Raw genomic sequence first — 26,433 nt, 5'->3', positions numbered from 1 at the left:
GAGCCGCATTGCGGGCAGTTCGCGCAAGATCCACGCAATCCCTAGGTGGATGACACCGCCTACGGCCATACTGCTGGCGATGAGTTCGACTTCCGTGCGCAGGGGAGTTGTTCCGGGGGAGGATCAGTGACACACACGCCGACGGGGAGCGGGAACCCGGCCGCGCAGGGCTACGGTGCCCCGCCCGCGCCGCGTGCTCCCGAGCCGCCCGTGAGGCCGCCGGTCGTACCGCCGCCGCCCCCGCCACCGCGGCGGCGGGCCTGGAGCGAGGGCACGGACCGGCTGCGCGCGGCGGCGACGACCGAGCCGGGCCGGCTGCGGATCATCGGCGCGGTGCTGGCCGTGCTGGTGGTCGCGTTCGGCGCGGTGACGGCCTGGCAGATCACCGACCGGGCGTCGGCGGCGAGCGACGTGGTCAACCACAGCGCCCCGCTGAGCGCCAAGGCCGCGGAGATCTACCGTTCGCTGGCGGACGCGGACACCACGGCCTCCGGCGGCTTCCTCATCGGGGGCCAGCAGCCGAAGTCGGTCACGGACCGGTACGACCAGGACCTGCGGACGGCGTCGCAGCTGATCGCCGAGGCGGCGGGCAACGCGCAGGGGTCGTCGAAGACCCTGGAGCAGATCTCGCTGCTCAACCAGCAGCTCAAGGGGTACACGGAGGAAGTGGCGCGGGCCGGTGCCAACAACCGGCAGGGCTTCCCGGTGGGCGGCGCCCACCTGCGGTACGCCAACGAGCTGATGCGTCAGGACGGCGGGCTGCTGGACACCGCCGACAAGCTGTACAAGGCGGAGACGGCCCGGCTGGGCGAGGACTACGGCTCCGCCAAGGAACTTCCGTGGTTGGCCTGGACGCTCGGGGTGGTGGCGCTCGGCGCCCTGCTGTGGGCGCAGCGCCGGTCGTACCGTCGTACGAACCGGGTCTTCAACCAGGGGATGCTGGCGGCGAGCGCCGCGTCCGTGGTGGTCCTGCTGTGGGCGGTGGTGGGCCACACGGTGGCCGCCTCGCAGCTCGACACCTCGTACGACCACGGGGCGAAGTCGCTGCAGGTGCTCAACAGCGCCCGGATCGGGGTCCTCCAGGCGCGCGGTGACGAGAACCTGACCCTGGTGGCGCGCGGTTCGGGCGCGTCGTACGAGACGAACTTCCAGGGCGGCATGTCGACGCTGGCGGGCAAGGACCCGAAGGGCGTCGGCGGCGAGATGGCGCAGGCGCTGGCGCTCGCGGACGACGAGGCGGGGCGCGCCCCGGTCAATGACGCGATCAAGGGCGTGCAGGCCTGGCGGGGCCGGCACACCGCGGCGCGCGCCAGCGACAACGGCGGCAACTACCAGGACGCCGTCGCCGCGGTGATCGGCGGCAAGAACCAGCAGGGCGAGGTGGTCACCGCGACCACCGGCCAGTGCTTCGACGTGGTGGACGCCAGCCTGCGCAAGGCCGTCGACCACGAGCAGCAGGAATTCGTACAGGCCGCGAACGACGGCCGCGGGGCGCTGACCGGGCTTCCGGTGGGTGCCGCCCTGCTGGCCGTGCTGGCGGCGGCCGGTGCCGCGCTCGGTATCGGACGCCGGCTGTCGGAGTACCGGTGACCGGCGTGACCGGCCAGGCCGGTGGAGGGAAGCGGACCATGGGCGAGGAGATGCCGCGGACGCGGCGGACGCGCCGCAGCTGGCGCGGGTGGGGCGGGGTCGCGGGGATGGCGGCGGCCTGCGCGCTGGTCGTCTCCGCGGTGGCGGTCCCGCTGCGCGGCACGGGCGCGGCGGACGACGGGGGTCCGGCGGCGCCCGGGGGCGTCCTGACGGCCCAGTACGCCTCCACGGAGGACACCTGCGAGCAGCCGGAGGCCAGCGGGCAGCGGCCGTCGACGGTGGACGGTGCCGCCGTCCGGCGGATCAAGGAGCACGGCAAGCTCGTCGTCGGCGTGGACCAGAACAGCTACCTGTGGGGGTTCCGCGACCCGGCCACCGGCCGGATCACCGGCTTCGACATCGACCTGGTGCGGGCCATAGCGAAGGACATCCTCGGCGACCCGGAGAAGGTCCAGTACCTGACGGTGCCGACGGATCAGCGCATCCCCATGATCAAGGCGGGGAAGGTGGACATGGTGGTGCGCACCATGACCATCAACTGCTCGCGCCTGAAGGACGTGGCCTTCTCCACGGCGTACTTCGAGGCCGGGCAGCAGCTCCTGGTCCCGCTGCAGGGCACCTCGGTCACCGGGTTCGACAACTCGCTGAACGGGCGGACGGTCTGCACGGCGAAGGGCTCGACGGGCGAGGCCAAGCTGAAGGAGGAGTCGCACGGCGCCAAGGTCGTCCTGGTGCCGAACCAGCTGGACTGCCTGGTGCGGCTGCAACTGAACCTGGTGGACGCGGTGTTCACCGACAACGCGCTGGCCGCCGGGCAGGCCGCCCAGGACCCGTCGGTCCACCTCATCGGCCAGAAGGTCACCGCCGAGCCGTACGGGGTGGCGATGAACCTCCAGGACACCGACCTGGTGGCCCGCGTCAACAAGGTGCTGGAGGACTACCGGGCCGGTGGCGCCAACAGCCCGTGGATGCAGGCGTACCGTCACTGGCTGGCCGCGAAGCTGCCGGACGTGACGGGTCCGCCGGCGCCGCTCTACAGGAACTGAGCCACCGGGGCCGGCCCACGGGGGCCGGCTCAGCAGGACTGAGCTCCGCACACGACGTGCCGGTTACGGGAAAGAAGGTTCGATGGCGGAGGGCGCACCTCCCAGCCGGAGGTCGGAGGAGGGACCGTCCGGGCCGGTGATGGGCCGGGAGGAGGTCGACCGTGCCCTGGCGCGGCTCGGCGCGGACCACGAGGCGATCGAGTCCTCGCTGCTCGCGCTGCAGGACCACTCCGGCCGCAGGCTGCTCGAAGGTGCCGAGCTGACCGGCGTCACGAAGGAGCGCTGGGCGCGCACGGACTCGGCGATCACCCTGCTCTGGTCGCACTTCGAGGCGTACACCGCGGCCCTGAACACCGCGCGCGAGCTGCGCGGCCGCCGCCGCTGGCCGACCCAGACGGACCTGAACGCGCTCACCGAGCTGCTGCGCGGCAACGGCGTCTCGGTGTCGGGCGCCGCGGTCCCGGACGCGGCACGCGGTCTGACGGGTCCGGCCCTGCTCACCGAGCGGTTCAGCATGGAGCAGCTGCTGGACCGGATGAACGGCTGGTACGAGCAGGCCATGGCGACGGTCGCCGCCGCCGACTCGGTCTGGTCCGCGCTGCCCGCCCGGATCGACCTGCTCGCCGCGGACGTGCAGCGGGTCCGTTCGCTGGCGCACTCGGTGGGGGTGCGCCCCGGCGCCCACCCCTCGGGGGACGAGCTGGAGCGGCTCATCGAGGACCTGGCGGCGCTGCGCGCGCAGGTGGTCTCCGACCCGCTGGCGTTCTGGCTGCCGGAGCCGAAGCCGGGCCGTGCGGACATCACCCGCTACGAGCAGGCCGGGCGGCGGCTGGAGGAGCTGCGCCGCGAGGTGGACGCCGTGCTGCACGTCAGCGACGACGCCGACCAGCGGCTGCTGCACCTGCGGGACGTGCTGTCGCGGGCGGACCGGACGCTGACCGAGGCGCGCAGCGCGCGCGTCGAGGTGCTGTCGAAGATCGCGGCGTCGGAGGTCCCGGCGGTCAGCGGCCCCTCGTCGGCGCTGCACGAGCGGCTGGCGACGGCCGACGAGTACCGCAGGACAGGCCAGTGGCACCGGCTGTCGCCGCTGCTGGACGGATTGGAGCAGCAGGCGGAGGACGAGCTGCTGCGGGCCCGCGAGTCCCTGACGGCGGTGACGGCCCCGCTCGCGGTCCGCGCGGAGCTGCGCGGCCGGCTGGACGCCTACCGCGCGAAGGTGGCGCGGCACGGCATGGCGGAGGACCCGCTGCTGATCGAGCGGTACGACCAGGCGCGCCGCATGCTGTGGAGCGCGCCGTGCGACCTGCGGGCCGCGGAGTCGACGGTGCTGCGCTACCAGCAGGCGGTGGCGGAGACGCTGACGCCGCGGCCGGCCCAGCGGTCGCAGCCCGCGGACAGGCGGGACGGCTGATGCGGGACCATCGGATGACGGGATCACCGAAGAGGGCTGGGCGGCCGTCGGACGGCCGCGCGAGTGAACGAGGGGGGACACCGTGAGCACATGCCAACGGCCCGGCTGCGGCGGGGCTCTGGAGGACATGGGTGGCGGCGAGCTGTACTGCGACACCTGCGGGCTGGCGCCGGTGGCCGCCGTCGCGCCGGCGAGCGGCTCGGCGCGGTCGGCCGCCGGGGGCGGCGCCGACTCGGGGCGCGCCTCGGCGCACTCCTCGCGCTCCTCCCGGTCCTCCTCCCGCTCCTCGCGCCGCTCGGTGTCGGGCCGGCTGTCGCGCGCCCTGAGCGGCTCGACCGGCGGCCGCTCGGTGTCGGTGCGCAGCTCGCGCAGCGCCGGCAGCGGTTCGACGCGCGGCAAGCTGGGCGCCGGGCTGGTCTCCGTACCGCCCATCCCGCGACCGGACCCGGCGGCGGCCGTCCTGGAGAACCCGCAGGTCCCCGAGCGCAAGCGGTACTGCAGCAGGGGCGACTGCGGGGCGCCGGTGGGACGCAGCCGCGGTGACAAGCCGGGCCGCACGGAGGGCTTCTGCACCAAGTGCGGCCACCCGTACTCCTTCTCGCCGAAGCTGCGGGCGGGCGACGTGGTGCGCGGGCAGTACGAGGTCGTGGGGTGCCTGGCGCACGGCGGGCTGGGCTGGATCTACCTGGCGGTGGACCGCGCGGTCTCCGACCGCTGGGTGGTGCTCAAGGGCCTGCTGGACACCGGGGACGAGGACGCGCTGGCCGCGGCCGTCTCCGAGCGGCGGTTCCTCGCCGAGATCGAGCACCCGAACATCGTCCGCATCTACAACTTCGTCGAGCACCTGGACCAGCGGTCGGGCACCCTCGACGGCTACATCGTGATGGCGTACGTCGGCGGCAAGTCGCTCAAGGAGATCGCCAACGAGCGGCGCGGCGCCGACGGCAAGCGGGAGCCGCTGCCGGTGGCGACGGCCATCGCGTACGCCATCGAGGCGCTGGACGCGCTCGGCTACCTGCACAGCCGCAACCTGCTCTACTGCGACTTCAAGGTCGACAACGCGATCCAGCAGGAGGACCGCCTCGAACTGATCGACATGGGCGCGGTCCGCCGGATGGACGACAACGACAGCGCCATCTACGGCACGGTCGGCTACCAGGCCCCCGAGGTCGCGGAGCTGGGCCCGTCCGTCGCCTCCGACCTGTACACGGTCGCGCGTACGCTGGCCGTGCTGACCTTCGACTTCCAGGGCTACACCAACGTCTTCGCCGACAGCCTGCCCGACCCCGACAACATCGACGTCTTCTCCCGCTACGAGTCCTTCTACCGGCTGCTGGTGCGTGCCACCGACCCGGACCCGGACAAGCGCTTCGCGTCGGCGGAGGAGATGTCGGACCAGCTGCTGGGCGTGCTGCGCGAGGTCGTCGCGCTGGAGACCGGCAAGCCGCGGCCCGCACTGTCCACGCTGTTCGGGCCGGAGATCCGGGTGGTGGACACGGAGTTGGTGCGGCCGCTGCCCGGCGACGCGTCGCGGCTCGGCGCCGGCCGCGGCCGCAAGGCCGGTGCGGCGGGCGGGGCGAACGGCGCACCGCCCGTCCTCATCCCGGCGCAGGGCGGCCCCCAGCAGGCCGGGCAGCAGGCGGGCGGCCCCCAGCTCGGCGGCGGGCAGCCGCTCCCGGCGGGTGGGCCGGGCGCTCCCGCGCTGTCCCCCGGCGCCCCCGTCCCGTACAGCGCGACCGTCGTCGGGGTGCCCGTCACCCCGGCAGGCGGTTCCGGTGCGGTGGTCCAGGCCCCCGGATCCGTCTTCCCGTCGATCACCCGGCTGGACGCGCCCGCGGCCGTACTGGCGCTGCCCGTACCGCACGTGGACCCGTCGGACCCCAACGCCGGCTTCCTGGCGGGCCTGTCGTCCGCGGCGCCCACCGAACTGATCGCCGCGCTGCAGTCCTCGCCCGTCGACTCGGTCGAGCGGCGGCTGCGCGATCTGCGGGCCCGCCTCGAACTGGGCGACGGCGCCGGCGCGCTGTCCGTGCTGCAGGGCCTGGCCGACGACGACCTGGAGGACTGGCGCGTCGTCTGGCACCGCGGCCTGACCGCGCTGAGCACCGGCGACCACGAGACGGCCGCGCTCTCCTTCGACGCGGTCTACGACGCGTTCCCCGGCGAGTCCGCGCCCAAGCTCGCGCTGGGCATCTGCGCCGAGGTGCTCGGCCAGCTGGACAACGCGACCGAGTACTACCGCCTGGTGTGGACCACCGACCACAGCTACGTCAGCGCCGCGTTCGGGCTGGCCCGGGTGCGGCTGGCGGCGGGCGACCGGCCCGGCGCCGTCCAGGTGCTGGAGTCGGTGCCCGAGGCGTCCATCCACTTCACGGCGGCTCGGGTCGCGGCGATCAAGGCCAGGCTGCGCGACCGGTCCCCGCAGGAGCCGCTGCTGGACGACCTGCTGGCCGCCGGCCGGCAGGTCGAGCAGCTGCAGCAGCAGGGCCTCGACGCCGACCGGCGCGAGCAGTTGTCCACCGAGGTGCTCGGCAGCGCGCTCGACTGGGTGCTGGCGGGCGGGCAGGGTTCGCCCTCCGCCGTCGGCGCCCGTCCGGCGCTGCTGGGCAGCGCCCTGGACGAACGGGGGCTGCGCTTCGGCCTGGAGCGCTCCTACCGGGTACTCGCCCGGCTGGCCCAGAAGGACCGCACGAGGATCGAACTGGTGGAGCGGGCCAACCGTTTCCGCCCCCGGACGTGGGTGTAACCGAATGCCAGGACTGCCGGAGTCGGCCCAGTCAGCTCAGTCGATCAGCTGCCCCAGCTGTGCGGAACCGCTGGAGGAGGGCGACAGGTACTGCGGCGTGTGCGGCACGGACGTGACCGCGCCGTTCCCCGCCGCGGGCTCCGACCTGCCCGGAACCGGGCATTCCGGCAACGGCTCCACGGCGCCGCGCAACGGCGCCGACCCCTTCGCGCTCGCCCCGCCGCAGAGCCCGGCGGCGTCCGCGCAGGCCGCGCCGGACCGCCCTGCGGCGGGCGCCGCAGCCCCGGCCGCGCCGCAGCCCGCGGCGGAGGTCGCGGACCCCCGCGAGGAGTTGCTCGCGGGGCCGGCGCCGCAGGGGCGGACGTGTGTGGCGTGCGGGGTCGGCGGGGTCGACGCCGACGGGTACTGCGAGCACTGCGGGCACGCCCAGCCGCGGCTGCGCGACCACCAGGAACGTGAGCTCGAAGGCGTGGCCGCGGTCAGCGACCGCGGTCTGCGGCACCACCGCAACGAGGACGCGTTCGCCGTCGCGGCGACCTCGCTGCCGGACGGGACCCCGGCGATCGTCGCCGTGGTCTGCGACGGCGTCTCGTCGGCGTACCGCCCGGACGACGCCTCGGCGGCGGCCGCCACTGTGGGCAGCGAGACGCTGCTCGACGCGCTGGAGCACGGCAGCCCGCCGGAACAGGCCATGCACGACGCCCTGCTGGCGGCGGCGCACGCGGTGGCGGTGCTGGCCGAGGAGGACGACGGCCGGCAGGGCCCGCACCACAACGCACCGGCCTGCACCTGCGTCAGCGCCGTCGCGGCGGGCCCGGTCTTCACCGTCGGCTGGATCGGCGACAGCCGCGCGTACTGGATCCCGGACGACCGCGACACCCCGTCCGCCCGCCTGACCGAGGACGACTCGTGGGCGGCGCGGATGGTGTCGGCGGGCCTGATGTCGGAGGCCGAGGCGTACGCGGACGAGCGCGCCCACGCGATCACCGGCTGGCTCGGCGCGGACGCCGTCGAAATCGACCCGCACACCGCTTCCTTCCAGCCGGAGGGAACGGGTGTAGTGGTCGTGTGCACCGACGGGCTGTGGAACTACGCCGAGTCCGCCGCCGAACTGGCCGCGGTGGTACCGGCCGACGCCCGCGCCAGGCCGCTGCACTGCGCGCAGACGCTGGTGGGGGTGGCCCTCGACGGCGGGGGCCACGACAACGTAACAGTCGCTGTACTTCCGTTCCCGGCCACGGTGGGGCGGGCAGGATCCGAACCTGCGTAGAACCGGTCCCTCGTCGGGGGATGTCTTTGTGGACTGAGGAGCGCGAGGAGCTCAAGCGATGGCCAATTTCTCCAAGTCGAACGTGCCGCAGTTTTCGGTCGACATCTATCAGAACGAATACCTGCCCGAGGGCGGCCGCGAGGTCAATGCCATCGTCACGGTGACGTCGACCGGCGGCGGCACCTCCGGCGGCCACCCGCTGGCGGCTCCCGGATACGCCGTCGACGGCGCTCCGGGCGGAGCGGTGGTCATCATGGTCGACTGCTCGGGTTCGATGGACTACCCGCCCACGAAGATGCGCAACGCCCGCGACGCGACCGCCGCCGCGATCGACACGATCCGCGACGGTGTCGCCTTCGCGGTGGTCGGCGGCACCCACCAGGCCCGCGAGGTCTACCCCGCCAACGGCGGCCTCGCGATCGCCGACGCGCAGACCCGCGGCCAGGCCAAGCAGGCGCTGCGCAAGCTCACCGCGGGCGGCGGCACCGCGATCGGCACCTGGCTGCGGCTCGCGGACCGGCTGCTGGCCACCGCCGACGTGCCGATCCGGCACGGCATCCTGCTGACCGACGGCCGCAACGAGCACGAGAAGCCGGAGGACCTGCGGGCCACCCTGGAGGCGTGCTCCGGCCGCTTCACGTGCGACGCGCGCGGCGTGGGCACGGACTGGGAGGTCAAGGAGCTGACCGGGATCGCCTCGGCGATGCTCGGCTCCGTCGACATCGTCGCCGATCCGGCCGGTCTGAAGGCGGACTTCCAGGCGATGATGGAGACCGCGATGGGCAAGGAGGTCGCGGACGTGGGGCTGCGGCTGTGGACCCCGCAGGGCTCCGAGATCAAGTTCGTCAAGCAGGTCGCGCCGACGGTCGAGGACCTGACGGCCCGCCGTACGGAGGCCGGTCCGCGGGCCGGGGACTACCCGACCGGCTCCTGGGGCGACGAGTCCCGCGACTACCACGTGTGCGTCCAGGTCCCCAACGCCGGTGTCGGCCAGGAGATGCTGGCCGCCCGCCTCTCGCTGGTCCTGCCGCAGCCGGACGGCACCTCCCAGGTGCTCTCGCAGGGGCTGGTGCGGGCGGTGTGGACGGACGACATGGCCGCCTCGACCCGGATCAACCCGCAGGTCGCGCACTACACCGGCCAGGCGGAGCTGGCCTCCGTCATCCAGGAGGGCCTGGAGGCGCGCAAGTCGGGCGACATCGACGGGGCGACCGCGAAGCTGGGCCGCGCGGTGCAGCTCGCGAGCGCCTCGGGCAACGATGACACCGCCAAGCTGCTGGCCAAGGTGGTCGACGTGGTCGACGCGCCGAGCGGTACCGTACGGCTGAAGGCGAGGGTCGCGGACGCCGACGAGATGACCTTGGAGACGCGCTCGACGAAAACCGTCCGCGTCAAGAAGTAACCACGCTCGCAAGCAACCGCGCTCGCAGGCGGAGGGGGAGCCAGCCGAATGTCGACTTGTCCGAACGGCCACCAGTCGGATACCGACGACTGGTGCGAGGTGTGCGGCCACCGCATGTCCGCACCCGCCGCGCCGTCCTCCTCCGCCGGCTCGGGGGCCGCCCGCCCGGCGCCCTCCGGCTACGACCCGGACGCGACGGCGGCGGCGGAGCCGTGCCCGGCCTGCGGCACTCCCCGGGAGGGGATGGCGCTGTTCTGCGAGGAGTGCCGCTACAACTTCCAGACGCACACGGCCACCACGTTCGTCCCGCCGCCCAGCCCGCCCTCGCCGGGGTTCCCGCCCTACCAGCGGTACGAGTCGCAGCGCTCCCGCCCGTCGCAGATGAACCGCCCGGCGGAGCCGCTGGCTCCGGAGGCGGTCACCCCGGGCGAGGAGGGCGACTCGGGCGACTTCCTGCTCACCCCGCCGAGCGCGCCCTCCACCCCGGCGGCGTCCCGTTCCGGGGCCACCGCGGTGCCGGAGCAGGCGGCTCCGGCCGCACCCGAGGTGACGACGTGGGTCGCCACCGTCGCCGCCGACCGCGACTACTTCACGGCGATGATGGCCCGCAGCGGCCCGGACGCCACCGGCCTGTACTTCCCGTCGTACTCCCCCGAACTGCGGCTGCCGCTGGTCGGCAACCAGATCACCATCGGCCGCCGCCGGCACAGCACGGGCGAGGCCCCCGACATCGACCTGTCGCGCGCCCCCGAGGACCCGGGCGTCTCGCACAAGCACGCCGTCCTGGTGCAGCAGCCGGACGGCGGCTGGTCGGTCGTCGACCAGGACTCGACGAACGGCACCACGATCAACGGCGCCGCGGACCCGATCCAGCCCTACCTCCCGGTCCCCCTGAAGGACGGCGACCGCGTCCACGTGGGCGCCTGGACGACGATCACCGTCAGCCGCGGCTGACCTCCGGAACGTCGGGTCCCCGGTCGTCAGGCGGGCGGGACCGGCCAGGTGTGGGGGCCGGACGGGTCGTCGAGCCAGGTCCACTGGCGGTCGGGGGTGACGGTCAGGCCGTAGCGCTCGCGAGCCGGCCGGGACGTGCGCTCCCACAGGTCGTGGGCGCGCTCCACGACCGCCCACAGGTCGCGCGGGCCGGACGGCTGGACCGTGCCGTTCCGGTCGGCGCGGGCGGCGGAGCCGTCCGGGGCGGTCAGGGTGACGCCGCGGTCGCCGGAGTCCCAGCCGGCCTCCAGCGGGCCCGCCCACAGGGTCAGCAGGAAGCGGAAGAGGTCGTCCCGCAGGACGCTCGGCGGTGTGCCGGACCGGCGGGCCCGGCCCGGGGCACTCGGTTCGCCGGGGGCGCCGGGGGTGCGCTCCTGCGGCGGCCGGTGGGCGGACGGGCCGCGCAGCGGGACGAAGTAGGCCGCGGTGGGCAGGAAGCGGCCCTCCGCCCGGTCGGGGCCGGTGACGGTCAGCAGGATCAGCCCGCCCGCGAACGGCGCGAGGATCCGGCCGCCGGTCCGGCACTGGCCCAGCCAGGCGGCCGGCACGGACGGCAGTTCGCAGGTCACGAGGATCCGGTCGTAGGGGGCCCGCTCCCGGTGGCCGAGGGCGCCGTCGCCGGTGACGACGGCGGGCGCGGCGCCCGCCGCCGCGAGGTGCGCGCGGGCCGCGCCGGTGATGGCCGGGTCCAGGTCGACGGTGGTGACGGCGTCGTCGCCGAGGCGGTGGGCGAGCAGTGCCGCGTTGTAGCCGGTGCCGGCGCCGATCTCCAAGACCGTCCGCCCCTCCCCCACCCCAAGCGCCTCGGCCATCGAGGCCATCAGGGACGGCTGGCTGCTGGACGAGATCAGCCGCCCGTCCCGCACGTGCGTGACGAGCGGGACGTCCTCGTAGGCGCCGGTCAGCCAGCGGGCGCGCTGCCGCGGGTCGGGGTCGTCGGCGGCGAGCCGCTCGTAACCGCCGGGCCGCGGGCTGAAGTACTCGGGGACGAACAGATGGCGCGGCACCCGCTCGAACGCCGCCCGCCACGCGGGGTCGGCCAGCCCGCCCGCCGCGACGATCCGCCGCACCAGCGTCGCTCGCAGCACGTCCGCCACCACCGCGTGGCGATCCTTCCGGTGCGCGTCACCCATGCTTCCACTGTGCGGCGGCCGGGCCCGATCCGCGACGCCCCGGGGCGCCGGCGGCAGCGGGCCGACGGGAGGGGCGCCGGCAGGTCCTAGGTCCGGGGTCCTCGGCCGGGCCGTCTGAGACCATGGAGGGGTGCCGCACGCTTTCGGGGGCGACCCCGGGGCCGCGTGCGCGGACCACGTCGACCGGCGCCGGGCCGGTGCGACATCTTGAGGTGGAGCTGAGTGAACGAGACCCCGCAGGACACGGCGCCGCAGCAGACGTTCTACGACGCCGTCGGCGGCGAGCAGACGTTCCGGCGTCTGGTGCACCGCTTCTACGAGGGTGTCGCGGGCGACCCCGAGCTGCGGGCGATGTACCCGGAGGAGGACCTCGGCCCGGCCGAGGAGCGGCTGACGCTCTTCCTCATGCAGTACTGGGGCGGCCCGCGCACGTACAGCGACAACCGCGGCCACCCGCGGCTGCGGATGCGGCACGCGCCCTTCCAGGTGGACCAGGCCGCGCACGACGCGTGGCTGCGCCACATGCGGGACGCCGTCGACGACCTGGCGCTCGCCCCCGAGTACGAACGGCAGCTGTGGGACTACCTGGTCTACGCCGCCGCGTCGATGGTGAACACCGCGGGGTGAACACCGCCGGCTGCACACCGCGGGCTGAGCGGATCGGCGCAACCCCCGACCGATTCGGCTGAGTTCGCAGGCGTTCGCTGAGCGGACAATGGTCATCGTTCAACGGGTCACGATCGTATTGCGACAATCTTCTGCACTTCCTCACGCCCGATCTGTTTGAGAGCATCCGAACAGCGGGCGAACGGGGGAGCGGCGTGACGGGGTTTGTGTTTCTGCGTGTCCGCGCGCATCGATTGCTGCTGACCGCCGCCCTGCTCACCGTGGTGCTCACCACCAGCGTGCTGGCCACCCTCGCCGCGTTCACCAGCGCCATCGGCGATGCCGGGCTGCGCCGCACGCTGGAACACCAGTCGGCCGCGCGGACCACCGTCAACGTCCAGCAGACCGTCACGGCCGACACCTGGCGGACCGCCGACACCGCGATCCGCAAGAGCCTGGGCGGCGCGTACGACGGACTGCCCGCGCAGGTCCACGCCAGCACCCGCTCCGGGCCGTACGCCCTGCCGGCCGCCCTCGGCGGCGGCGCGTCCGGCGCCCCGAAGGGCGGCGAGCCGGACCTGACGCTGCTGGCCACGTTCGACCGGGCGCGCGTGACGCTGGTCCAGGGCGGCTGGCCGTCCGCCGTCGACCGGAGCGCCGGGGTCGTGCCGGTGGCGGTCCCCGAACCCGTGGCCCGCTCCCTCGGCGTGCGGCCCGGCACGCTGATCGACCTGAAGAGCCGGCTCGACGCCCCGGCGCTCCGCGTCAAGGTCACCGGCACCTACCGCCCGACCGACCGCACCGCCCCGTACTGGCAGCTCGACCCGATGGGCGGCCACGGTGTCAGGACCGTGTCGTTCACGACCTACGGGCCGCTGCTCGCCGACCCGAGCGTCTTCGCCACCGGCCGCCTCGCACCGGCCGAGATGTCCTGGCAGAGCACCGCCGACTTCCGGAACCTGGACGCGGCCGGGATCCCCGGGGTGCGGGACGACGTCCGGCAGACCATCGACGCCACCGCCAAGGACCCGGCCAACGCCGGCATCCAGATCGCCTCCGACCTGCCCGACCTGCTCACCGGCGTGCAGAAGACGCTGCTGGTGACCCGCTCCACCCTGCTGATCGGCGCCTTGCAGCTGCTGATCCTGGCCGGTTTCGCCCTGCTGCTCGTCGCCCAGCTGCTGTCCGAGGAACGGGCCGGCGAGACCGCGCTGCTGCGGGCCCGCGGCGGCTCGCGCGGCCGGGTCGCCCGGCTGGCCGCCACCGAGTCCCTGCTGCTCGCGGTGCCCGCCGGGCTGGCCGCGCCACTGCTCGCCGGGCCGGTGATCCGGCTGCTGGCCGGGCAGGGCGCGCTGGCCAGGTCCGGCACCGACCTGGGCGGGGCGATCGGCGCCACCGCCTGGTGGGTGGCCGCCGGTACCGCGCTGGCCTGCGCCTTCGCCGTCATCGTGCCCGCGCTGCGCAGCGCGGGCAGCTACGTCGCGGAGCGCTCGGCCCGCGCCAGGCGCGGGGCACTGCCCGCCGCCGTGCAGGCCGGGGCCGACCTCGGGCTGCTGCTGCTCGCCGGGATCTCCTACTGGCAGCTGTCGCGCCGGGCCAAGGACAGCGGGGTGCTGAGCGCCGACACCGGCGGCGGCCTCGGGGTGGACCCGGTGCTGGTCGCCGCGCCCGCGCTGTGCCTGCTGGCCGGGACCGTCCTGATCCTGCGGCTGCTGCCGCTGGCCGCCCGGCTCGGCGAGCGCAGGGCCGCGCGGGGCAGCGGGCTGTCGCTCGCCCTCGCGGGCTGGCAGCTCTCCCGGCGGCCGCGGCGCGGCGCCGGGGCCGTGCTGCTGCTCGTCCTGGCCGTCGCCATGGGGATGTTCGCGATCGGGCAGGGCGCCAGCTGGGACCGCTCGCAGCGCGACCAGGCCGACTTCACCGTCGGCGCGGACCTGCGGGTGACCGGTTCCACCACCCCGCCGTTCGGACAGCCGGGGGTGTTCGACCGCACTCCCGGCATCGCCACCGCCGCCCCCGCGGCCCGCACCCAACTGACGCTCCCCGAACAGCGGGTCGCCTCCATCCTCATGATCGACTCGGCGAAGGCCGGCGAGGTGATGCGGTTCCGCGACGACCTCTCCGACCGCCCGCTGCCCGAGCTGCTCCAGCCGCTGCGGGGCCGCCCGTCCGGCGCGGCCGAGGACACCGGCGGCTTCCCCGTCGACGAGACCGCCCAGCAGCTGCGCCTCACCGCGCGGCTCGACTCGGACGGGCACGGCGAGGTCGTCGACTCGCTCACCGCGGTCCTCAAGGACGGCAACGGCGTCACGTACGCCTTCCCGCTCGGCGACGTCCCGGCCGACGCGAAGCCGCACCTCCTCGTCCTGGACCTCGACGAGGCGGCGGGCCGGACCGGCGGCACCCCGGCGGGGCCGCTGCGGCTCATCCGCGTCGAAGTCGACTACGCGGCCCCCGACTTCGTCGAGAAGCACCGGCTGACCCTCAGCCCGGCGGTCGTCGCCTCGAACGGCGCCGTCCGCCCGCTGAAGGCCGCGGCCGGCTCGTCCTGGGCGGCGAAGGCGCAGATGCAGCGGGCCGACGTCTCGCTCGGCGGCGACCCGAGCCTGCGGCCGAACGCGGGCACCGTCACCAGTGCCCCCGCCGGCGACGCGCTGACCGTGGAGTACTCCACCGGCGCCGCCGACCCCGCCCTGGGTGACTCCAAGGGCGCCCACCTGTCCGTACGCGTCGCCGAACCCGCCGCGGCGCCGCTCGCCGGCATCGCCACCGACGCCTTCCTGGCGGCCACCGGCAGCAAGGTGGGCGGGGACGTGCGCATCGGGCTGAACGGCGTCGAGACGTCGGTCCGCATCAGCTCCGCGATCCGGGCCCTGCCCGGCACCGCCCCGCCGACGGCCACCCAGAAGGACGGCGGAGCGCTGCTGCTGGACCTGCGGGCCGTGAACACGGTGCTCGACGCGACCGGCGGGCGCGGCATGGAGACCACCGAGTGGTGGCTGTCCGCCCAGCCGGGCGCGAGCGCGAAGGCCGCCGCCGCGCTGCGCGACCGGGCCGACATCGACGCGCTGCTGGTGCGCGACGAGTTCGCGTCGGAGATGCGGGCCGACCCGCTCGGCGCCGGCCCGCAGTCGGCGCTGCCGGCCGCCGTGATCGCCGCCGCCGTGCTGGCGGCGGTCGGCTTCGCGGTCAGCTCGGCCGGCGCGATCCGCGAGCGCAACGGGGAGTTCGCGGTGCTGCGGGCGCTGGGGGCGCCCCGCCGCAAGCTGGCCCGGATGATGGCCGCCGAACAGGGGCTGCTGGTGCTGCTCGCGCTGGTGGTCGGGGTGGCGCTGGGCGCGCTGCTGACCCGGCTGGTCGTCCCGCTGATCGTGCTGACCGCGCAGGCGTCCCAGCCCGTCCCGGCACTGCGGGTCACCCTGCCGGTGGGACCGCTGGCCCAGCTGATCGCCATCGTGCTGGTCGTACCGCTGCTGGTGGTGGTCCTGACGGCGGTCCGGCGCGGCGACCCCGTGACCGCGCTGCGCAGGCAAGGGGAGGACTGACATGACGAACGGGACCGAAGGTCTCCCCGGCGGGGCGGAACGGGACGGCGACGGAGCCGGGCACGGCATCGCGGAACGGGACGGCGGCAAGGCCGGGCGCGGGAGTACGGCACGGGACGGCGACGGAGCCGGGCGCGGAAGTACGGCACGGGACGGCGACGGAGCCGGGCGCGGGAGTACGGCACCGGACGGCGCCGGAGCCGGGCGCGGCGATCGGATCGCGGCGCTCCCCTGGGTGCGGGTCCGGCTGCGCTCCGCGCCGGCCGCCGCCGTCGCGATGGCGCTGCTCGTCCTCGTCACGTCCTTCCTCGCGGCCGCGCTGCCGCGGGCGGTGGACCGCTACGAGATCAAGGCGCTGCGCGGCTCCCTCGCCGACGCCGACCTGCGCGACCGCAGCCTCACCCTCAGCGAGTCCTCGTCGGGCCCGGACAACGAGGGCGCGGCCGGAACGTCGCGCTTCGCACCGGAGTGGCTCGCCGGCGTGGAGGCGGAGTTCCAGAAGCTCATCCGGCCGCCGCTGCGCCTGCTGCCGGGCCAGTCCGTGTTCGGGGTCAGGACCGGCAGCGACTCGGCGGCACTGGACCCCGCGCTGCCCCGGCCGACCAAGGCGCTGAACCCGAAGGCCGACCTCGTCGCCCAGCAGGGCCTGGAGCAGCACTCCCGGCTGGTGGCCGGCACCATGCCGCACGGCCCCGCCCCCACCGACGTGTCGGGCGAGGTGAACCGCGTCGACGCGGTCGTCACCGACCGGACCGCCAAGGTAATGGGCCTGCGGGTCGGCTCCGAGATCCACCTGAGCACGCTGCGCACGGCGTTCACCCTCCACGTGACCGGCATCGTCTCGCCCACGGAACCGGGCGGCGCGTACTGGAACGAGGACCCGGACGTCCTCACCCCGCAGCTGACGTCCCCGCCCCCGAAGCCCGGCGACCTCCCCACGTTCTACTGGCACTTCACCGTGCTGATCGCGCCGGAGGCGGCCCCCGCCCTGCTCAGCCTCGGCAAGGGCGCGACCTTCTACTGGCACCACCCCGCCGACACCTCCGGGCTCACCCCCCAGGACGTCGGCCCGCTCCAGACGCGGCTGGCCTCGCTCGACAGCGGCCCGGACGCGGCCAAGCTGGAGACCGGAAGCGGGAGTTTCCTCCACACCACTACCGGGCTCGGCCGGCTCCTCACCTCCTACGAGCGCGAGCGGACGGCGGCACTGCCGCTGGTCCTGGTCGCCGCGATCGGGGTCGGGGCCACCGCGTTCGCCGTCCTGCTGATGGCGGGCGGCCTCGCCGCCGAGCGGCGGCGGGACGAACTCGCCCTGCTGCGCTCGCGCGGCGGCTCGCTGCGCGGCATGGCCGGACGCCTGCTCGGCGAGACGGCGGCGGCCGCCGTGCCGGCCGCGCTCGTCGGAACCGTGCTCGCCCTCGTCGTGCTGCCCACCGACCGCTACCTGCTGTCCGTGCTGCTCGGGGCCGCCGTGGCCGTGACGGCCTCGCTCGCGCTGCCGCTGCGCGCCGTCGCCGTCCACCGCAAGCCGCGGGCCGCCGCGCGCGAGGACATGGCCGCGGCCCGGCCCTCCCGGCGCCGCACGGTGGCCGAGCTCACGATCACCGTCCTGGTCATCGGCGCGGTGACCGCGCTGCGCCGGCGGGGCACCGTCAGCGGCGCCGACCCGTTCCTGGCGGCCGCGCCCGTCCTCGTCGCCATCGCCGCCGCCCTCGTCCTGCTGCGGCTGTACCCGCTGCCGCTGCGGCTGCTCGCCCGGCCCGCGGCCCGGCTCTCCGGCGCCGTCACCCACCTCGGGCTGGCCCGTGCCGGCCGCTCCCCCGCCAGCGCCCAACTGCCGCTGCTCGCCCTGCTGATGTCGCTGTCCGTCGCGTCGTTCGGCGGCTCGGTGCTGGCCGGGGTCGCGGACGGCCGGGACGCGGCGGCCCGCACGGCGATCGGCGCGGACGCCAGGATCGACGCCAACTTCGTCCTGCCGGAGAAGCTCGCGGCCAACGTCCGCAAGGTGCCGGGCGTCGCCGGGACGCTCGGCGTCCGGGTCGAGCCCAACGCCTCCACCGCCGGCTTCGGCGTGCCGTACAGCCTGGTCAGCGTCGACCCGGCCGCGTACGCCGCACTGACCCGCTCCATCGGGCTCCCCGCCTTCCCCGCCGACGCGCTCCAGCGCGACGACGGCACCGGGCCGATGCCCGCCGTCGTCTCCCGCAACCTCGCGACGAAGCTCGCGGGCGGGACGGCCTCGGTGCAGCCCGCCATCGGAACGACCGACATCCGGGTGGCGGCGGCCCTGGACACCACCCCGGCCGCCCCCAACACCGACTTCGTGATCGTCTCGTCCGCGCAGCTCGTCAAGCGCCACCCGGACATGAACATCGGCCACTTCACCGGTCCGACCGTCCTGATGATCACGGCGGACGGCCGGATCGACGGCAAGGCGCTGCGCGCCGCCACCGCCGCGACCGGCGGCGACATGTTCGTGTCCCTGCTGAGCGAGGAGCGCGGCACGCTCTCCGACTCGGCCCTGCAGTCCGGGGCGCGGGGCATCTACCTCGCCGCGGTCGCGGGCGGCGCCGGCTACAGCGCGCTCGCGCTGCTGCTGTCCCTGCTGCAGGCCGCCCCGCAGCGCACCGCGCTGCTCGCGCGGATGCGGACGATGGGGATGGGCCGGCGCGACCGGCGGCGGCTGGTGTTCCTGGAGATGCTGCCGCAGGCGCTGCTCGCGGCGGTCGGCGGCGTGCTCGTCGGACTCGCCGTCATCCCGCTGCTCGGACCCGGCGTGGACATCACCGCGCTCGCGTTCGGCAGCGACCCGGGCACGACCGTGCCGGCCGGCCCCGGGCTCCGCGTCGACCCGCTGTCGCTGGCCCTGCCGTCGGCCGGGCTGCTGGCGCTGGCCTACGTGGTGCTGCTGGCCCAGGTGTGGGTGACCGGACGCCGCCGTGAGAGCACCGACCTGAGAGTAGGAGACCGCTGATGACCGACACCACCGAGGGCCGCGCCACGACCACGCTGGCCGACCTGGAGCAGCGGGCGACCGCCCGCCGCGACCGGCCCGCCTACGGGCAGGACGCGCTCATCAGCTGCGACCGGCTGGTGCGGATCTTCACGGCCGACGGCGTCGAGGTCCAGGCGCTGCAGGGCCTGGACCTGCTCGTCGCCCACGGCGAGCTGATGGCGCTGGTCGGCGCGTCCGGCAGCGGCAAGTCGACCCTGCTGAACATCCTCGCCGGACTCGACGTCCCGACCGCGGGCGCGGCCTCCGTCGACGGCTACGACCTGCTGGACATGGACGCCAAGTCCCGGCTGCGCTACCGCCGGGAGGTCGTCGGCTTCGTCTGGCAGCAGACCGCCCGCAACCTGCTGCCGTACCTGACGGCGGCCCAGAACGTCGTGCTGCCGATGCAGTTGGCCGGCAAGGGCGGCTTCCGCGCCAAGCGGCAGCACGCCGCCCGCGCCACGGAGCTGCTGTCGATGCTCGGCGTCGGCCACTGCCACGACCGGCACCCCGGGCAGATGTCCGGCGGCGAGCAGCAGCGCACGGCCATCGCCGTGGCGCTCGCCAACTCGCCGTCCCTGGTGCTGGCCGACGAGCCCACCGGTGAGCTGGACTCGGCCACCGGCGAGCAGGTCTTCGCCGCGTTCAGGACCGCCAACGAGGAGCTAGGCACGACCGTGGTCGTCGTGACCCACGACCACGCCGTGGCCGACGCCGTACGGCGCACGGTCGCGATCAGGGACGGCCGTACGGCCTCCGAGGTGCTGCGCCACACGGAGATCGACGAGCACGGGCAGGAGTCGGTGGTGGCCCGCGAGTACGCCACGGTCGACCGCGCCGGCCGGCTGCAGCTCCCGCGCGACTACACGGAGGCGCTCGCGATCGAGAACCGGGTCCTGCTGGAGCTGGAGGCCGACCACATCGGCGTGTGGCCGGACCGGGCGGCGGCGCCGGAGCAGGACTGACGGGGTGGGGGCCGGCTGAGGAGCGGCCGCCCGGCTCTCAGGCCGGCGGTAACCGTCATGCCGGTCCGACGGTCAGGCGGGCGTGACCGTCAGGCCGGAGCCGAGGGTGGTGCGCCGTACGGCGACCGATCCGTAGGGCGTGCGCAGCCGCAGCCAGGCGCCCGCCGTGAGCAGCAGGAGCGGTTCGACACCACCCTCCCGCAGGAATCCCAGCGCCTGCGCCGCGTGCACGGCACGCATCGGGAGCACCGTGTCCCCGACCGGCCGGGACCATACCTCCTCGGCGAGCGCGTCGAGCTCCGCCCGCGTCCGCCGTTCCGGCACCAGCACCTCGGTACGCGAGCGGAACTCCCCCACCAGCCGCTTCGCGGCGGCCCGGACGTCGTCCGGTGCGAACTCCGCGGCCCGCTGCCAGCCGCCGCGCGGCGGCAGCAGCCCGGCCCAGGCGGGGCCGGTGACGGACGGCGGGACCACGACGGCGTCGCCGCCGTCGCCGGATGCCCCGCCGGAGGGCGCACCGGAACCCTCACTGCCGCCTTCCTCGATGCCTTCCAGCAGCTGCCCCGCCGAAACGGTGGCGTCGAGGTCCCGGACCTCGCGGAGCGAGGCCGTGCGGATGGCGAGGACGCCGCCGAAGGGCGGCTGGCCGAACACCGCCAGCACCCCCTCGGTGGAGCGCAGCCGCACCACGGCGGCCTTGTCCCAGCGGACCAGCCGGCCCAGGAAGGCGGCGAGATCCGCCGCCTCCCCGGCACCGGCGAGCAGCAGTCGCGTCATGCGGCGACGGCCTCTTCTGCCACGGCTTCCGCCTTCTTGCCGGCCGGCTCGTCGCGGTACTCCTCCAGGAAGGAGCGCTCCTCCGCGCTGATCCGCCGCGGCCGCCCCTCCGCCAGGTTGTACGGGACCACGACCGTGGAGGCCCGTACGTACACGGTCTCCTCGTCCTTGATCTCGTACGCGACGGTCATCGAGGCAGCGCCTATCTTCGTCACCCACGACTCGATGGTCACCGGCTCGTGCCGGTGGACCAGCGGCCGCAGGTAGTCGATCTCGTGCCGGGCCACGACGGACCCGCCCGTGAACGACGCGCTGCCCTCACCCGGCGCCAGCCGGAACATGAAGTCGATCCGCGCCTCTTCCAGGTACCGCAGGAAGACCACGTTGTTGACGTGCCCGAAGGCGTCCATGTCCGACCAGCGCAGCGGGCAGCTGTAGATGTGCCGGGCCATCAGCCGCGGGTCAGCTTCTTGTAGGTGGCGCGGTGCGGGCGGGCGGCGTCGGCGCCGAGCCGCTCGACCTTGTTCTTCTCGTACGACTCGAAGTTGCCCTCGAACCAGTACCACTTGGACTCACCCTCGTACGCGAGGATGTGGGTCGCGACCCGGTCCAGGAACCAGCGGTCGTGGGAGATGACCACGGCCGCGCCCGGGAACTCGAGCAGCGCGTTCTCCAGCGAGGAGAGGGTCTCGACGTCGAGGTCGTTGGTGGGCTCGTCGAGGAGCAGCAGGTTGCCGCCCTCCTTGAGCGTCAGCGCCAGGTTCAGGCGGTTGCGCTCACCACCGGACAGCACGCCGGCCGGCTTCTGCTGGTCCGGGCCCTTGAAGCCGAACGCGGAGACGTACGCCCGCGACGGCATCTCGACCTGGCCGACGTTGATGTAGTCCAGCTCGTCCGACACGACGGCCCAGAGGGTCTTCTTGGGGTCGATGTTGGCGCGGCTCTGGTCGACGTAGCTGATCTTGACCGTGTCACCGATCTTGACCGTGCCCGAGTCGGCCGGCTCCAGGCCCTGGATCATCTTGAACAGCGTGGTCTTGCCCGCGCCGTTCGGACCGATGATGCCGACGATGCCGTTGCGCGGCAGCGTGAACGAGAGGTCGTCGACCAGGACCTTGTCGCCGAACGCCTTCGAGAGGTTGTTGACCTCGACGACGATGGAGCCCAGGCGCGGGCCCGGCGGGATCTGGATCTCCTCGAAGTCCAGCTTCCGCACCTTGTCGGCCTCGGCGGCCATCTCCTCGTAACGGGCAAGGCGCGCCTTGGACTTGACCTGGCGGCCCTTGGCGTTGGAGCGGACCCACTCCAGCTCTTCCTTGAGGCGCTTGGCGCGCTTCTCGTCCTTGCGGCCCTCGACCTTGAGGCGGGTGGCCTTCTTCTCCAGGTACGTGGAGTAGTTGCCCTCGTAGGGGATCGCGCGGCCGCGGTCGAGCTCGAGGATCCACTCGGCGACGTTGTTCAGGAAGTACCGGTCGTGAGTGACGGCGACGACGGCGCCCGCGTACTTCGACAGGTGCTGCTCCAGCCAGTTCACCGACTCGGCGTCGAGGTGGTTGGTGGGCTCGTCGAGGAGGAGCAGGTCCGGCGCCTCGATCAGCAGCTTGCAGAGCGCCACGCGGCGCTTCTCGCCACCGGAGAGGGTGGTGACGGGCCAGTCGCCGGGCGGGCAGCCCAGCGCGTCCATGGCCTGCTCCAGCTGCGCGTCCAGGTCCCAGGCGTTGGCGTGGTCCAGGTCCTCCTGGAGCTTGCCCATCTCGTCCAGCAGCGCGTCGGAGTAGTCGGTCGCCATCAGCTCGGCGACCTCGTTGAAGCGCTTGAGCTTGCCCATGATCTCGGCGGCGCCGTCCTGCACGTTCTCCAGGACGCTCTTGGACTCGTCGAGCTTCGGCTCCTGCATGAGAATGCCGACGGTGAAGCCGGGCGACAGGAAGGCGTCGCCGTTGGAGGGCTGCTCCAGGCCTGCCATGATCTTCAGCACCGTGGACTTACCGGCACCGTTGGGACCCACCACACCGATCTTCGCGCCGGGCAGGAAGCTCAGCGTCACGTCGTCAAGGATGACCTTGTCGCCGTGTGCCTTGCGCGTCTTGCGCATCGTGTAGATGTACTCAGCCAAGAGAAACCGTCCGGCAATCGATGTGTGGGCAGATACACCCCATCTTGCCGCACGTCCACCCCACGGGGCGAACGGGTAGGTCAGAAAGCCGCTCTCCGGCCGCTGCCTGCGCTTTTTCCGCGGGGTCGCTTTTCCGTGCGGGAACGGAACGGGGACGGGACTCCAAGAGTCCCGCCCCCGTCATTCCGGCTGTCCCAGCCGGTTGCCGCTACCCGCTGCTACTGGCCCGCGGGAGTGGCGGAGGACTTCTTCCGGCGGAGGAAGAAGACCGCGCCGCCGCCGACCACGACGAGCGCGACGGCGATGCCGGCGATCATCGGAGTGGCGCTGCTGCCACCCGTCTGAGCGAGGTCACCGCCGGTGGTGCCGTTGGTGCCGGTGGTGGTGCCGGCCGAGGCCGGGCTCGGCTGGGTGCTCGGGGTCGCGGTGGGCGTCGGCGTCGGGGTGCCCGGGCCGGTCGCCTTGCAGTCGAGAACACCGGTGAAGGTCTTGGTGGTGCCGTCCGGGAGCGGGACGACGATCGTGTAGCTCGCGTCCTCCTTCGCCGGGACGGTGACCGTCTGGGACTTGCCCGCCTCGAGCGTGTAGCTCTTGTCGCCCAGCGGGAAGGTGAACGGCTTGTCACCCTCGTTGGTGACGGTCACGTCCACGCCGCCCTTGGCGCAGTTGACCTTGGCGGAGACGGCCAGGACCGCGCCCTTCGAGACCCAGCTCGCGTTGGCCGGGGCGGAGACGCTGCTCTCGCTGGAGCCGGCGAGGATCTGGGTCTGCTTGCGGACCTCGCCCACCGAGGTGAAGACGCGGCCGACCGGGATCTTGGTGGCGGCCTCGACGATGAGCTTGGTCTTGCCGTCGGCGGTGCCGGCCGGCACGTCGAAGAACAGCTCGGTGCCGTCGGTGACGTTGGTGACCGGCTTGCCGGTCTTGTCGACGAGCTTGACGCCGTCGGGCGCGTCACCGGCCAGGCGCACCTTCGCCGAGGCGGCGTTGGTGTGGACGGTGACGGGGCCGAGCTTCTCGCCGGCCTTGCCCGAGACATCGGTCGGCGTGACGGAGAGCGACGCCTTCGGCTCGGTGGCGGTGGCGGCGTCCTTCGCCTGCTCCGTCAGGTAGTCGGCGAGCTTCTCCGCCTTCGGGTTCTTGGCGGTGACGTCCGCGTGGTCCGAGAAGCGCCAGATGGCGACCTGGGTGCCGGTGGCGGCCTGCTCGGCCGACAGCTTGTTGGCGCCCGCCGACTTCGCCAGCGCGGCGAGGTCGTTCACCTGCGGGTACGAGTGCTGCAGGATCCAGTTGATCTGGTTCGCGGTGGCGGCGTCGTGCAGTGACGAGGCACCCCAGGAGGCTTCCTGGTAGTTGGCACCGGGGGCCGTGTGGGTGCCGATGTCGATGCAGTACGACTGCAGCGTGCCGCCGCCCTTGGCGTCCATGCGGAACAGGCCGGCGGACACCGTCTGCGTCTCGCCCTTGCCGTCCTTGTAGATGGCGTCGCCGAACAGGCCCTTCTGCAGACCCTTGAGAACGGCGGTGGCGCCACCGGCGGCCGGCGCGACGTCGTCCGCGAGCGCGGTCCCGGCTCCGGATATGGTGCCGGCGGCAAGCAGGCCCGTGACCAGGCCCGCGGCGGCGAGGCGGGCAGCGCCTCGCCTCTGAATCTTGAACATGGAACTCCCCTTCGGGCGAAGCCTGGTCGTGAGGGTGGCCTCGCCTGCGGCTCCGAGAGCATCCGGGCCCCCGGTAGTACCGAGGGAATCCTAGGAACCAGGGGTATCCGGGCCACCAACAATCCCCTTCCCAAACCCATTCGAATCGCAATCGTTATGCAATTCAGGGATGAACGCGGGATTGTCGATAAGTCACCCGTCGCACGTGTTCCGATAAAAGCCAGAAAAACCTCCGCAACCGGACATCTCGTCCTCTCAGGAAGGAATGGGGTTCGGCCGGACCGCCGCCGCACCTGCCGAAACACCCCCGTCGCACAGGACATATCGGAATTGCGGCGGGTGCCAGAAGCCCGCTCCCGAATGCCCTGAGGACATCGTGCCCGCTCGGGACGGCGCGTGGGGAAATGGGCCACAACCTGTGGATAACCCGCCGCTTGTGGATATCTCCGTCACCCGTGCGGGTGAAATGTCGATACGCGAACCGCGAGCGCGGGCGCCGCGTCCGGCCGCCTGGGGCGCGACCGCGCCGGACTCAGCCGCTCCCTGCTCGGCCCCGCCGGGCTCAGCCCCCGGCCACCACCGCGTACTGCTCCCGCACCTCGCGATAGCGCAGCAGCTCCGCCGCGACCGGCTCCAGCACCTGCTCCCGGCCGCGGTCCGCCGCGGCCGACCGCAACCGGCGCTCGGCGAGTTGCCCGTGCCGGCGGGCCGGACCGCGGGCGGCGACCCGGCAGGCCCAGGCGAGCGCCTGGCCGCCGAGGGCGCCGACCGCGAGCAGGATCACCGGCAGCCACCACGAGGCGTCGAGCGAGCCCACCGCGACCGCCACCAGGCACACCGCTCCGGCCACCGCCAGGCCCATCAGCAGCCACTGGACGACGCCCACCGCGGACCACCAGGCGGGCCGTTCCGGCTCCCCCGGCTCCGCGCGGCCCGCCGCCGTGTCCAGCGCCGCCGGCAGCCCCTCGCCGCCGCGCCGCGCCGCGTCCCGCACCGCCCGCGCCCAGGGGGCGGGCAGCCCCTGGGCCGCGTCCTCCGCGAGCGCCCGCACCGCCTCGTCCACGGCGGGACGGGACGCGGCGGGCCCGGCCGGCCCGCGGGCGCTCACGCCCGCCCCGGCCTGGCGATCGGTCGTCAGCCGCGCCCACGGGGTGCCGCAGGCGGCCTCCGCCGAGCGCGTCCACGCCCGTTCCGCCGCCTCACGGGCGCCCGTGACGCCCACCGCGTCGGCCAGCCGGTCGATGAACTCCTCGCGCGCGGGATCCGTCAGGCCCACCGCGCCCTCGCCCACGTACAGCGGCTGCAACCGGTCCGCGGTGCGGTCCACGTCGGCCGCCAGCCGCCGGTTGGCCGCCCCTCGCTCCGCCACGATCTGCCCCAGGCAGGCCCGCAGGTCGGGCACGCCGTCGCCGTTGAGCGCCGAGACCGCGAGCACCACCGCGCCGGCGTCGCCGTGCTCGCCGACCGCGAGCCCGTCCTCGTCCAGCAGCCGCCGCAGGTCGTCGAGCACCTGGTCGGCGGCGTCCCCGGGCAGCCGGTCCACCTGGTTGAGCACCAGCAGCGTGACGTCCGCGTGGCCGGCCAGCGGCCGCAGGTAGCGCTCGTGCAGCGCGGCGTCCGCGTACTTCTCCGGATCGAGCACCCACACCACGACGTCCACCAGCCGCAGCAGCCGGTCCACCTGGTCGCGGTGGCCGAGCGCGGCCGAGTCGTGGTCCGGCAGGTCCAGCAGCACGAGCCCGGCCAGCCGCTCGTCCGTCCCGGGCACGCGATCGGCGCCGTCCAGCACGCTCCTCCGGGCGTAGCGGTCCTGCGGGGCGATGCCGAGCCGGTCGAGCAGCCCGGCCGCGCCCGCCGGGTCCCAGGAGCAGGAGACCGGCGCGGCGGTCGTCGGGCGGCGGACGCCGGTCTCGGAGAGGTCCAGTCCCGCGAGCGCGTTGAACAGCGTCGACTTGCCGCTGCCGGTGGCTCCGGCCAGCGCGACGACCGTGTGGTCGAGCGACAGCCGCCGGCGTTCGCCGAGCCGTTCCAGCAGCGCTCCGCTCTCGGCCAGTTCGTCCGGGCTGACACGGGTCCTGGAGAGCCCCAGGAGCTCCCCGAGCGCGTCGACCCGCGCCGCGAGCGGATCGGGGGCGCGCCGGGCCCCGTACGAGCCGCGCGTCCCTCCCATGGCGCCGGTC

At 74.1% G+C, this 26,433-nt stretch carries 17 protein-coding genes; 11 read left to right on the top strand and 6 right to left on the bottom strand.

Features of this window, described 5'->3' with window-relative positions:
• Window positions 1-210: 210 nt before the first annotated feature.
• From ABZ721_RS08265 to ABZ721_RS08235, 7 genes are all read left to right on the top strand, one after another.
• Complete coding sequence (locus ABZ721_RS08265; RefSeq protein ID WP_358787785.1) at window positions 211-1,590, top strand: hypothetical protein; 1,380 nt, start codon at window positions 211-213, stop codon at window positions 1,588-1,590.
• Window positions 1,591-1,640: 50 nt separating this feature from the next.
• Window positions 1,641-2,636: a glutamate ABC transporter substrate-binding protein gene (locus tag ABZ721_RS08260; RefSeq protein ID WP_358787833.1), complete on the top strand. Its 996-nt coding sequence runs from the start codon at window positions 1,641-1,643 to the stop codon at window positions 2,634-2,636.
• 139 nt (window positions 2,637-2,775) lie between these two features.
• On the top strand, window positions 2,776-4,047 hold the full coding sequence (locus ABZ721_RS08255) for a hypothetical protein (protein ID WP_358787832.1): 1,272 nt from the start codon (window positions 2,776-2,778) through the stop codon (window positions 4,045-4,047).
• A 127-nt stretch (window positions 4,048-4,174) separates the two neighbouring features.
• Window positions 4,175-6,793, top strand: coding sequence for a tetratricopeptide repeat protein (locus ABZ721_RS08250; protein ID WP_358787831.1), 2,619 nt, complete (start codon window positions 4,175-4,177; stop codon window positions 6,791-6,793).
• A 4-nt stretch (window positions 6,794-6,797) separates the two neighbouring features.
• On the top strand, window positions 6,798-8,063 hold the full coding sequence (locus ABZ721_RS08245; RefSeq protein ID WP_358787784.1) for a PP2C family serine/threonine-protein phosphatase: 1,266 nt from the start codon (window positions 6,798-6,800) through the stop codon (window positions 8,061-8,063).
• 58 nt (window positions 8,064-8,121) lie between these two features.
• The gene (locus tag ABZ721_RS08240; protein WP_358787783.1) at window positions 8,122-9,465 is read left to right on the top strand and encodes a VWA domain-containing protein; all 1,344 of its coding nucleotides are present in this window, start codon (window positions 8,122-8,124) and stop codon (window positions 9,463-9,465) included.
• A 48-nt stretch (window positions 9,466-9,513) separates the two neighbouring features.
• Window positions 9,514-10,419 carry an FHA domain-containing protein gene (locus ABZ721_RS08235; protein WP_358787782.1) on the top strand — a complete coding sequence of 302 codons (906 nt, stop codon included), beginning with the start codon at window positions 9,514-9,516 and terminating at the stop codon, window positions 10,417-10,419.
• A 26-nt stretch (window positions 10,420-10,445) separates the two neighbouring features.
• On the opposite strand, the gene ABZ721_RS08230 is transcribed toward ABZ721_RS08235, so the two are convergent.
• Window positions 10,446-11,591: a methyltransferase domain-containing protein gene (locus tag ABZ721_RS08230; protein ID WP_358787781.1), complete on the bottom strand. Its 1,146-nt coding sequence runs from the start codon at window positions 11,589-11,591 to the stop codon at window positions 10,446-10,448.
• 222 nt (window positions 11,592-11,813) lie between these two features.
• Between ABZ721_RS08230 and ABZ721_RS08225 the strand changes: the two genes are divergently transcribed.
• The 4 genes from ABZ721_RS08225 (at window position 11,814) to ABZ721_RS08210 (ending at window position 19,699) form a co-directional block, all read left to right on the top strand.
• Window positions 11,814-12,218, top strand: a complete 405-nt coding sequence (locus tag ABZ721_RS08225) for a globin (protein WP_358787780.1) — start codon at window positions 11,814-11,816, stop codon at window positions 12,216-12,218.
• A 194-nt stretch (window positions 12,219-12,412) separates the two neighbouring features.
• Window positions 12,413-15,739, top strand: a complete 3,327-nt coding sequence (locus ABZ721_RS08220; protein WP_358787779.1) for an FtsX-like permease family protein — start codon at window positions 12,413-12,415, stop codon at window positions 15,737-15,739.
• 1 nt (window position 15,740) lies between these two features.
• Window positions 15,741-18,713: an FtsX-like permease family protein gene (locus ABZ721_RS08215; RefSeq protein WP_358787778.1), complete on the top strand. Its 2,973-nt coding sequence runs from the start codon at window positions 15,741-15,743 to the stop codon at window positions 18,711-18,713.
• Entirely contained in the window at window positions 18,713-19,699 is a 987-nt protein-coding gene (locus ABZ721_RS08210; protein ID WP_358787777.1) for an ABC transporter ATP-binding protein, read from the top strand. The genes ABZ721_RS08215 and ABZ721_RS08210 overlap by 1 nt, the downstream gene beginning before the upstream one ends.
• A gap of 72 nt (window positions 19,700-19,771) precedes the next feature.
• On the opposite strand, the gene ABZ721_RS08205 is transcribed toward ABZ721_RS08210, so the two are convergent.
• The 5 genes from ABZ721_RS08205 to ABZ721_RS08185 all read right to left on the bottom strand — a co-directional run bounded on the left by ABZ721_RS08205 (window position 19,772) and on the right by ABZ721_RS08185 (window position 26,423).
• Window positions 19,772-20,476: a hypothetical protein gene (locus ABZ721_RS08205; protein ID WP_358787776.1), complete on the bottom strand. Its 705-nt coding sequence runs from the start codon at window positions 20,474-20,476 to the stop codon at window positions 19,772-19,774.
• The gene (locus tag ABZ721_RS08200) at window positions 20,473-20,928 is read right to left on the bottom strand and encodes a thioesterase family protein (protein WP_358787775.1); all 456 of its coding nucleotides are present in this window, start codon (window positions 20,926-20,928) and stop codon (window positions 20,473-20,475) included. Before ABZ721_RS08200 ends, ABZ721_RS08205 begins: the two co-directional genes overlap by 4 nt.
• Window positions 20,928-22,592, bottom strand: a complete 1,665-nt coding sequence (gene ettA / locus ABZ721_RS08195; RefSeq protein WP_358787774.1) for an energy-dependent translational throttle protein EttA — start codon at window positions 22,590-22,592, stop codon at window positions 20,928-20,930. Before ettA ends, ABZ721_RS08200 begins: the two co-directional genes overlap by 1 nt.
• Before the next feature lie 218 nt (window positions 22,593-22,810).
• Window positions 22,811-24,253, bottom strand: a complete 1,443-nt coding sequence (locus ABZ721_RS08190) for a thioester domain-containing protein (protein ID WP_358787773.1) — start codon at window positions 24,251-24,253, stop codon at window positions 22,811-22,813.
• 562 nt (window positions 24,254-24,815) lie between these two features.
• Complete coding sequence (locus tag ABZ721_RS08185; RefSeq protein ID WP_358787830.1) at window positions 24,816-26,423, bottom strand: GTPase; 1,608 nt, start codon at window positions 26,421-26,423, stop codon at window positions 24,816-24,818.
• Between the last annotated feature and the right edge of the window lie 10 nt (window positions 26,424-26,433).

This window comes from Streptomyces sp. NPDC006733 (genome assembly GCF_040636125.1).
GTDB lineage: Bacteria > Actinomycetota > Actinomycetes > Streptomycetales > Streptomycetaceae > Actinacidiphila.
This window is presented reverse-complemented; position numbering and strand designations above follow the sequence as displayed.

Excerpts from the sequence above, each read along its gene's own strand:
- ABZ721_RS08260 (WP_358787833.1), top strand. The coding sequence starts at position 1,641 with ATGCCGCGGACGCGGCGGACGCGCCGCAGCTGGCGCGGGTGGGGCGGG.
- ABZ721_RS08255 (WP_358787832.1), top strand. The coding sequence starts at position 2,776 with ATGGGCCGGGAGGAGGTCGACCGTGCCCTGGCGCGGCTCGGCGCGGAC.
- ABZ721_RS08250 (WP_358787831.1), top strand. The coding sequence starts at position 4,175 with ATGGGTGGCGGCGAGCTGTACTGCGACACCTGCGGGCTGGCGCCGGTG.
- ABZ721_RS08245 (WP_358787784.1), top strand. The coding sequence starts at position 6,798 with ATGCCAGGACTGCCGGAGTCGGCCCAGTCAGCTCAGTCGATCAGCTGC.
- ABZ721_RS08240 (WP_358787783.1), top strand. The coding sequence starts at position 8,122 with ATGGCCAATTTCTCCAAGTCGAACGTGCCGCAGTTTTCGGTCGACATC.
- ABZ721_RS08235 (WP_358787782.1), top strand. The coding sequence starts at position 9,514 with ATGTCGACTTGTCCGAACGGCCACCAGTCGGATACCGACGACTGGTGC.
- ABZ721_RS08230 (WP_358787781.1), bottom strand. The coding sequence starts at position 11,591 with ATGGGTGACGCGCACCGGAAGGATCGCCACGCGGTGGTGGCGGACGTG.
- ABZ721_RS08215 (WP_358787778.1), top strand. The coding sequence starts at position 15,741 with ATGACGAACGGGACCGAAGGTCTCCCCGGCGGGGCGGAACGGGACGGC.
- ABZ721_RS08210 (WP_358787777.1), top strand. The coding sequence starts at position 18,713 with ATGACCGACACCACCGAGGGCCGCGCCACGACCACGCTGGCCGACCTG.
- ABZ721_RS08205 (WP_358787776.1), bottom strand. The coding sequence starts at position 20,476 with ATGACGCGACTGCTGCTCGCCGGTGCCGGGGAGGCGGCGGATCTCGCC.
- ABZ721_RS08200 (WP_358787775.1), bottom strand. The coding sequence starts at position 20,928 with ATGGCCCGGCACATCTACAGCTGCCCGCTGCGCTGGTCGGACATGGAC.
- ABZ721_RS08190 (WP_358787773.1), bottom strand. The coding sequence starts at position 24,253 with ATGTTCAAGATTCAGAGGCGAGGCGCTGCCCGCCTCGCCGCCGCGGGC.
- ABZ721_RS08185 (WP_358787830.1), bottom strand. The coding sequence starts at position 26,423 with ATGGGAGGGACGCGCGGCTCGTACGGGGCCCGGCGCGCCCCCGATCCG.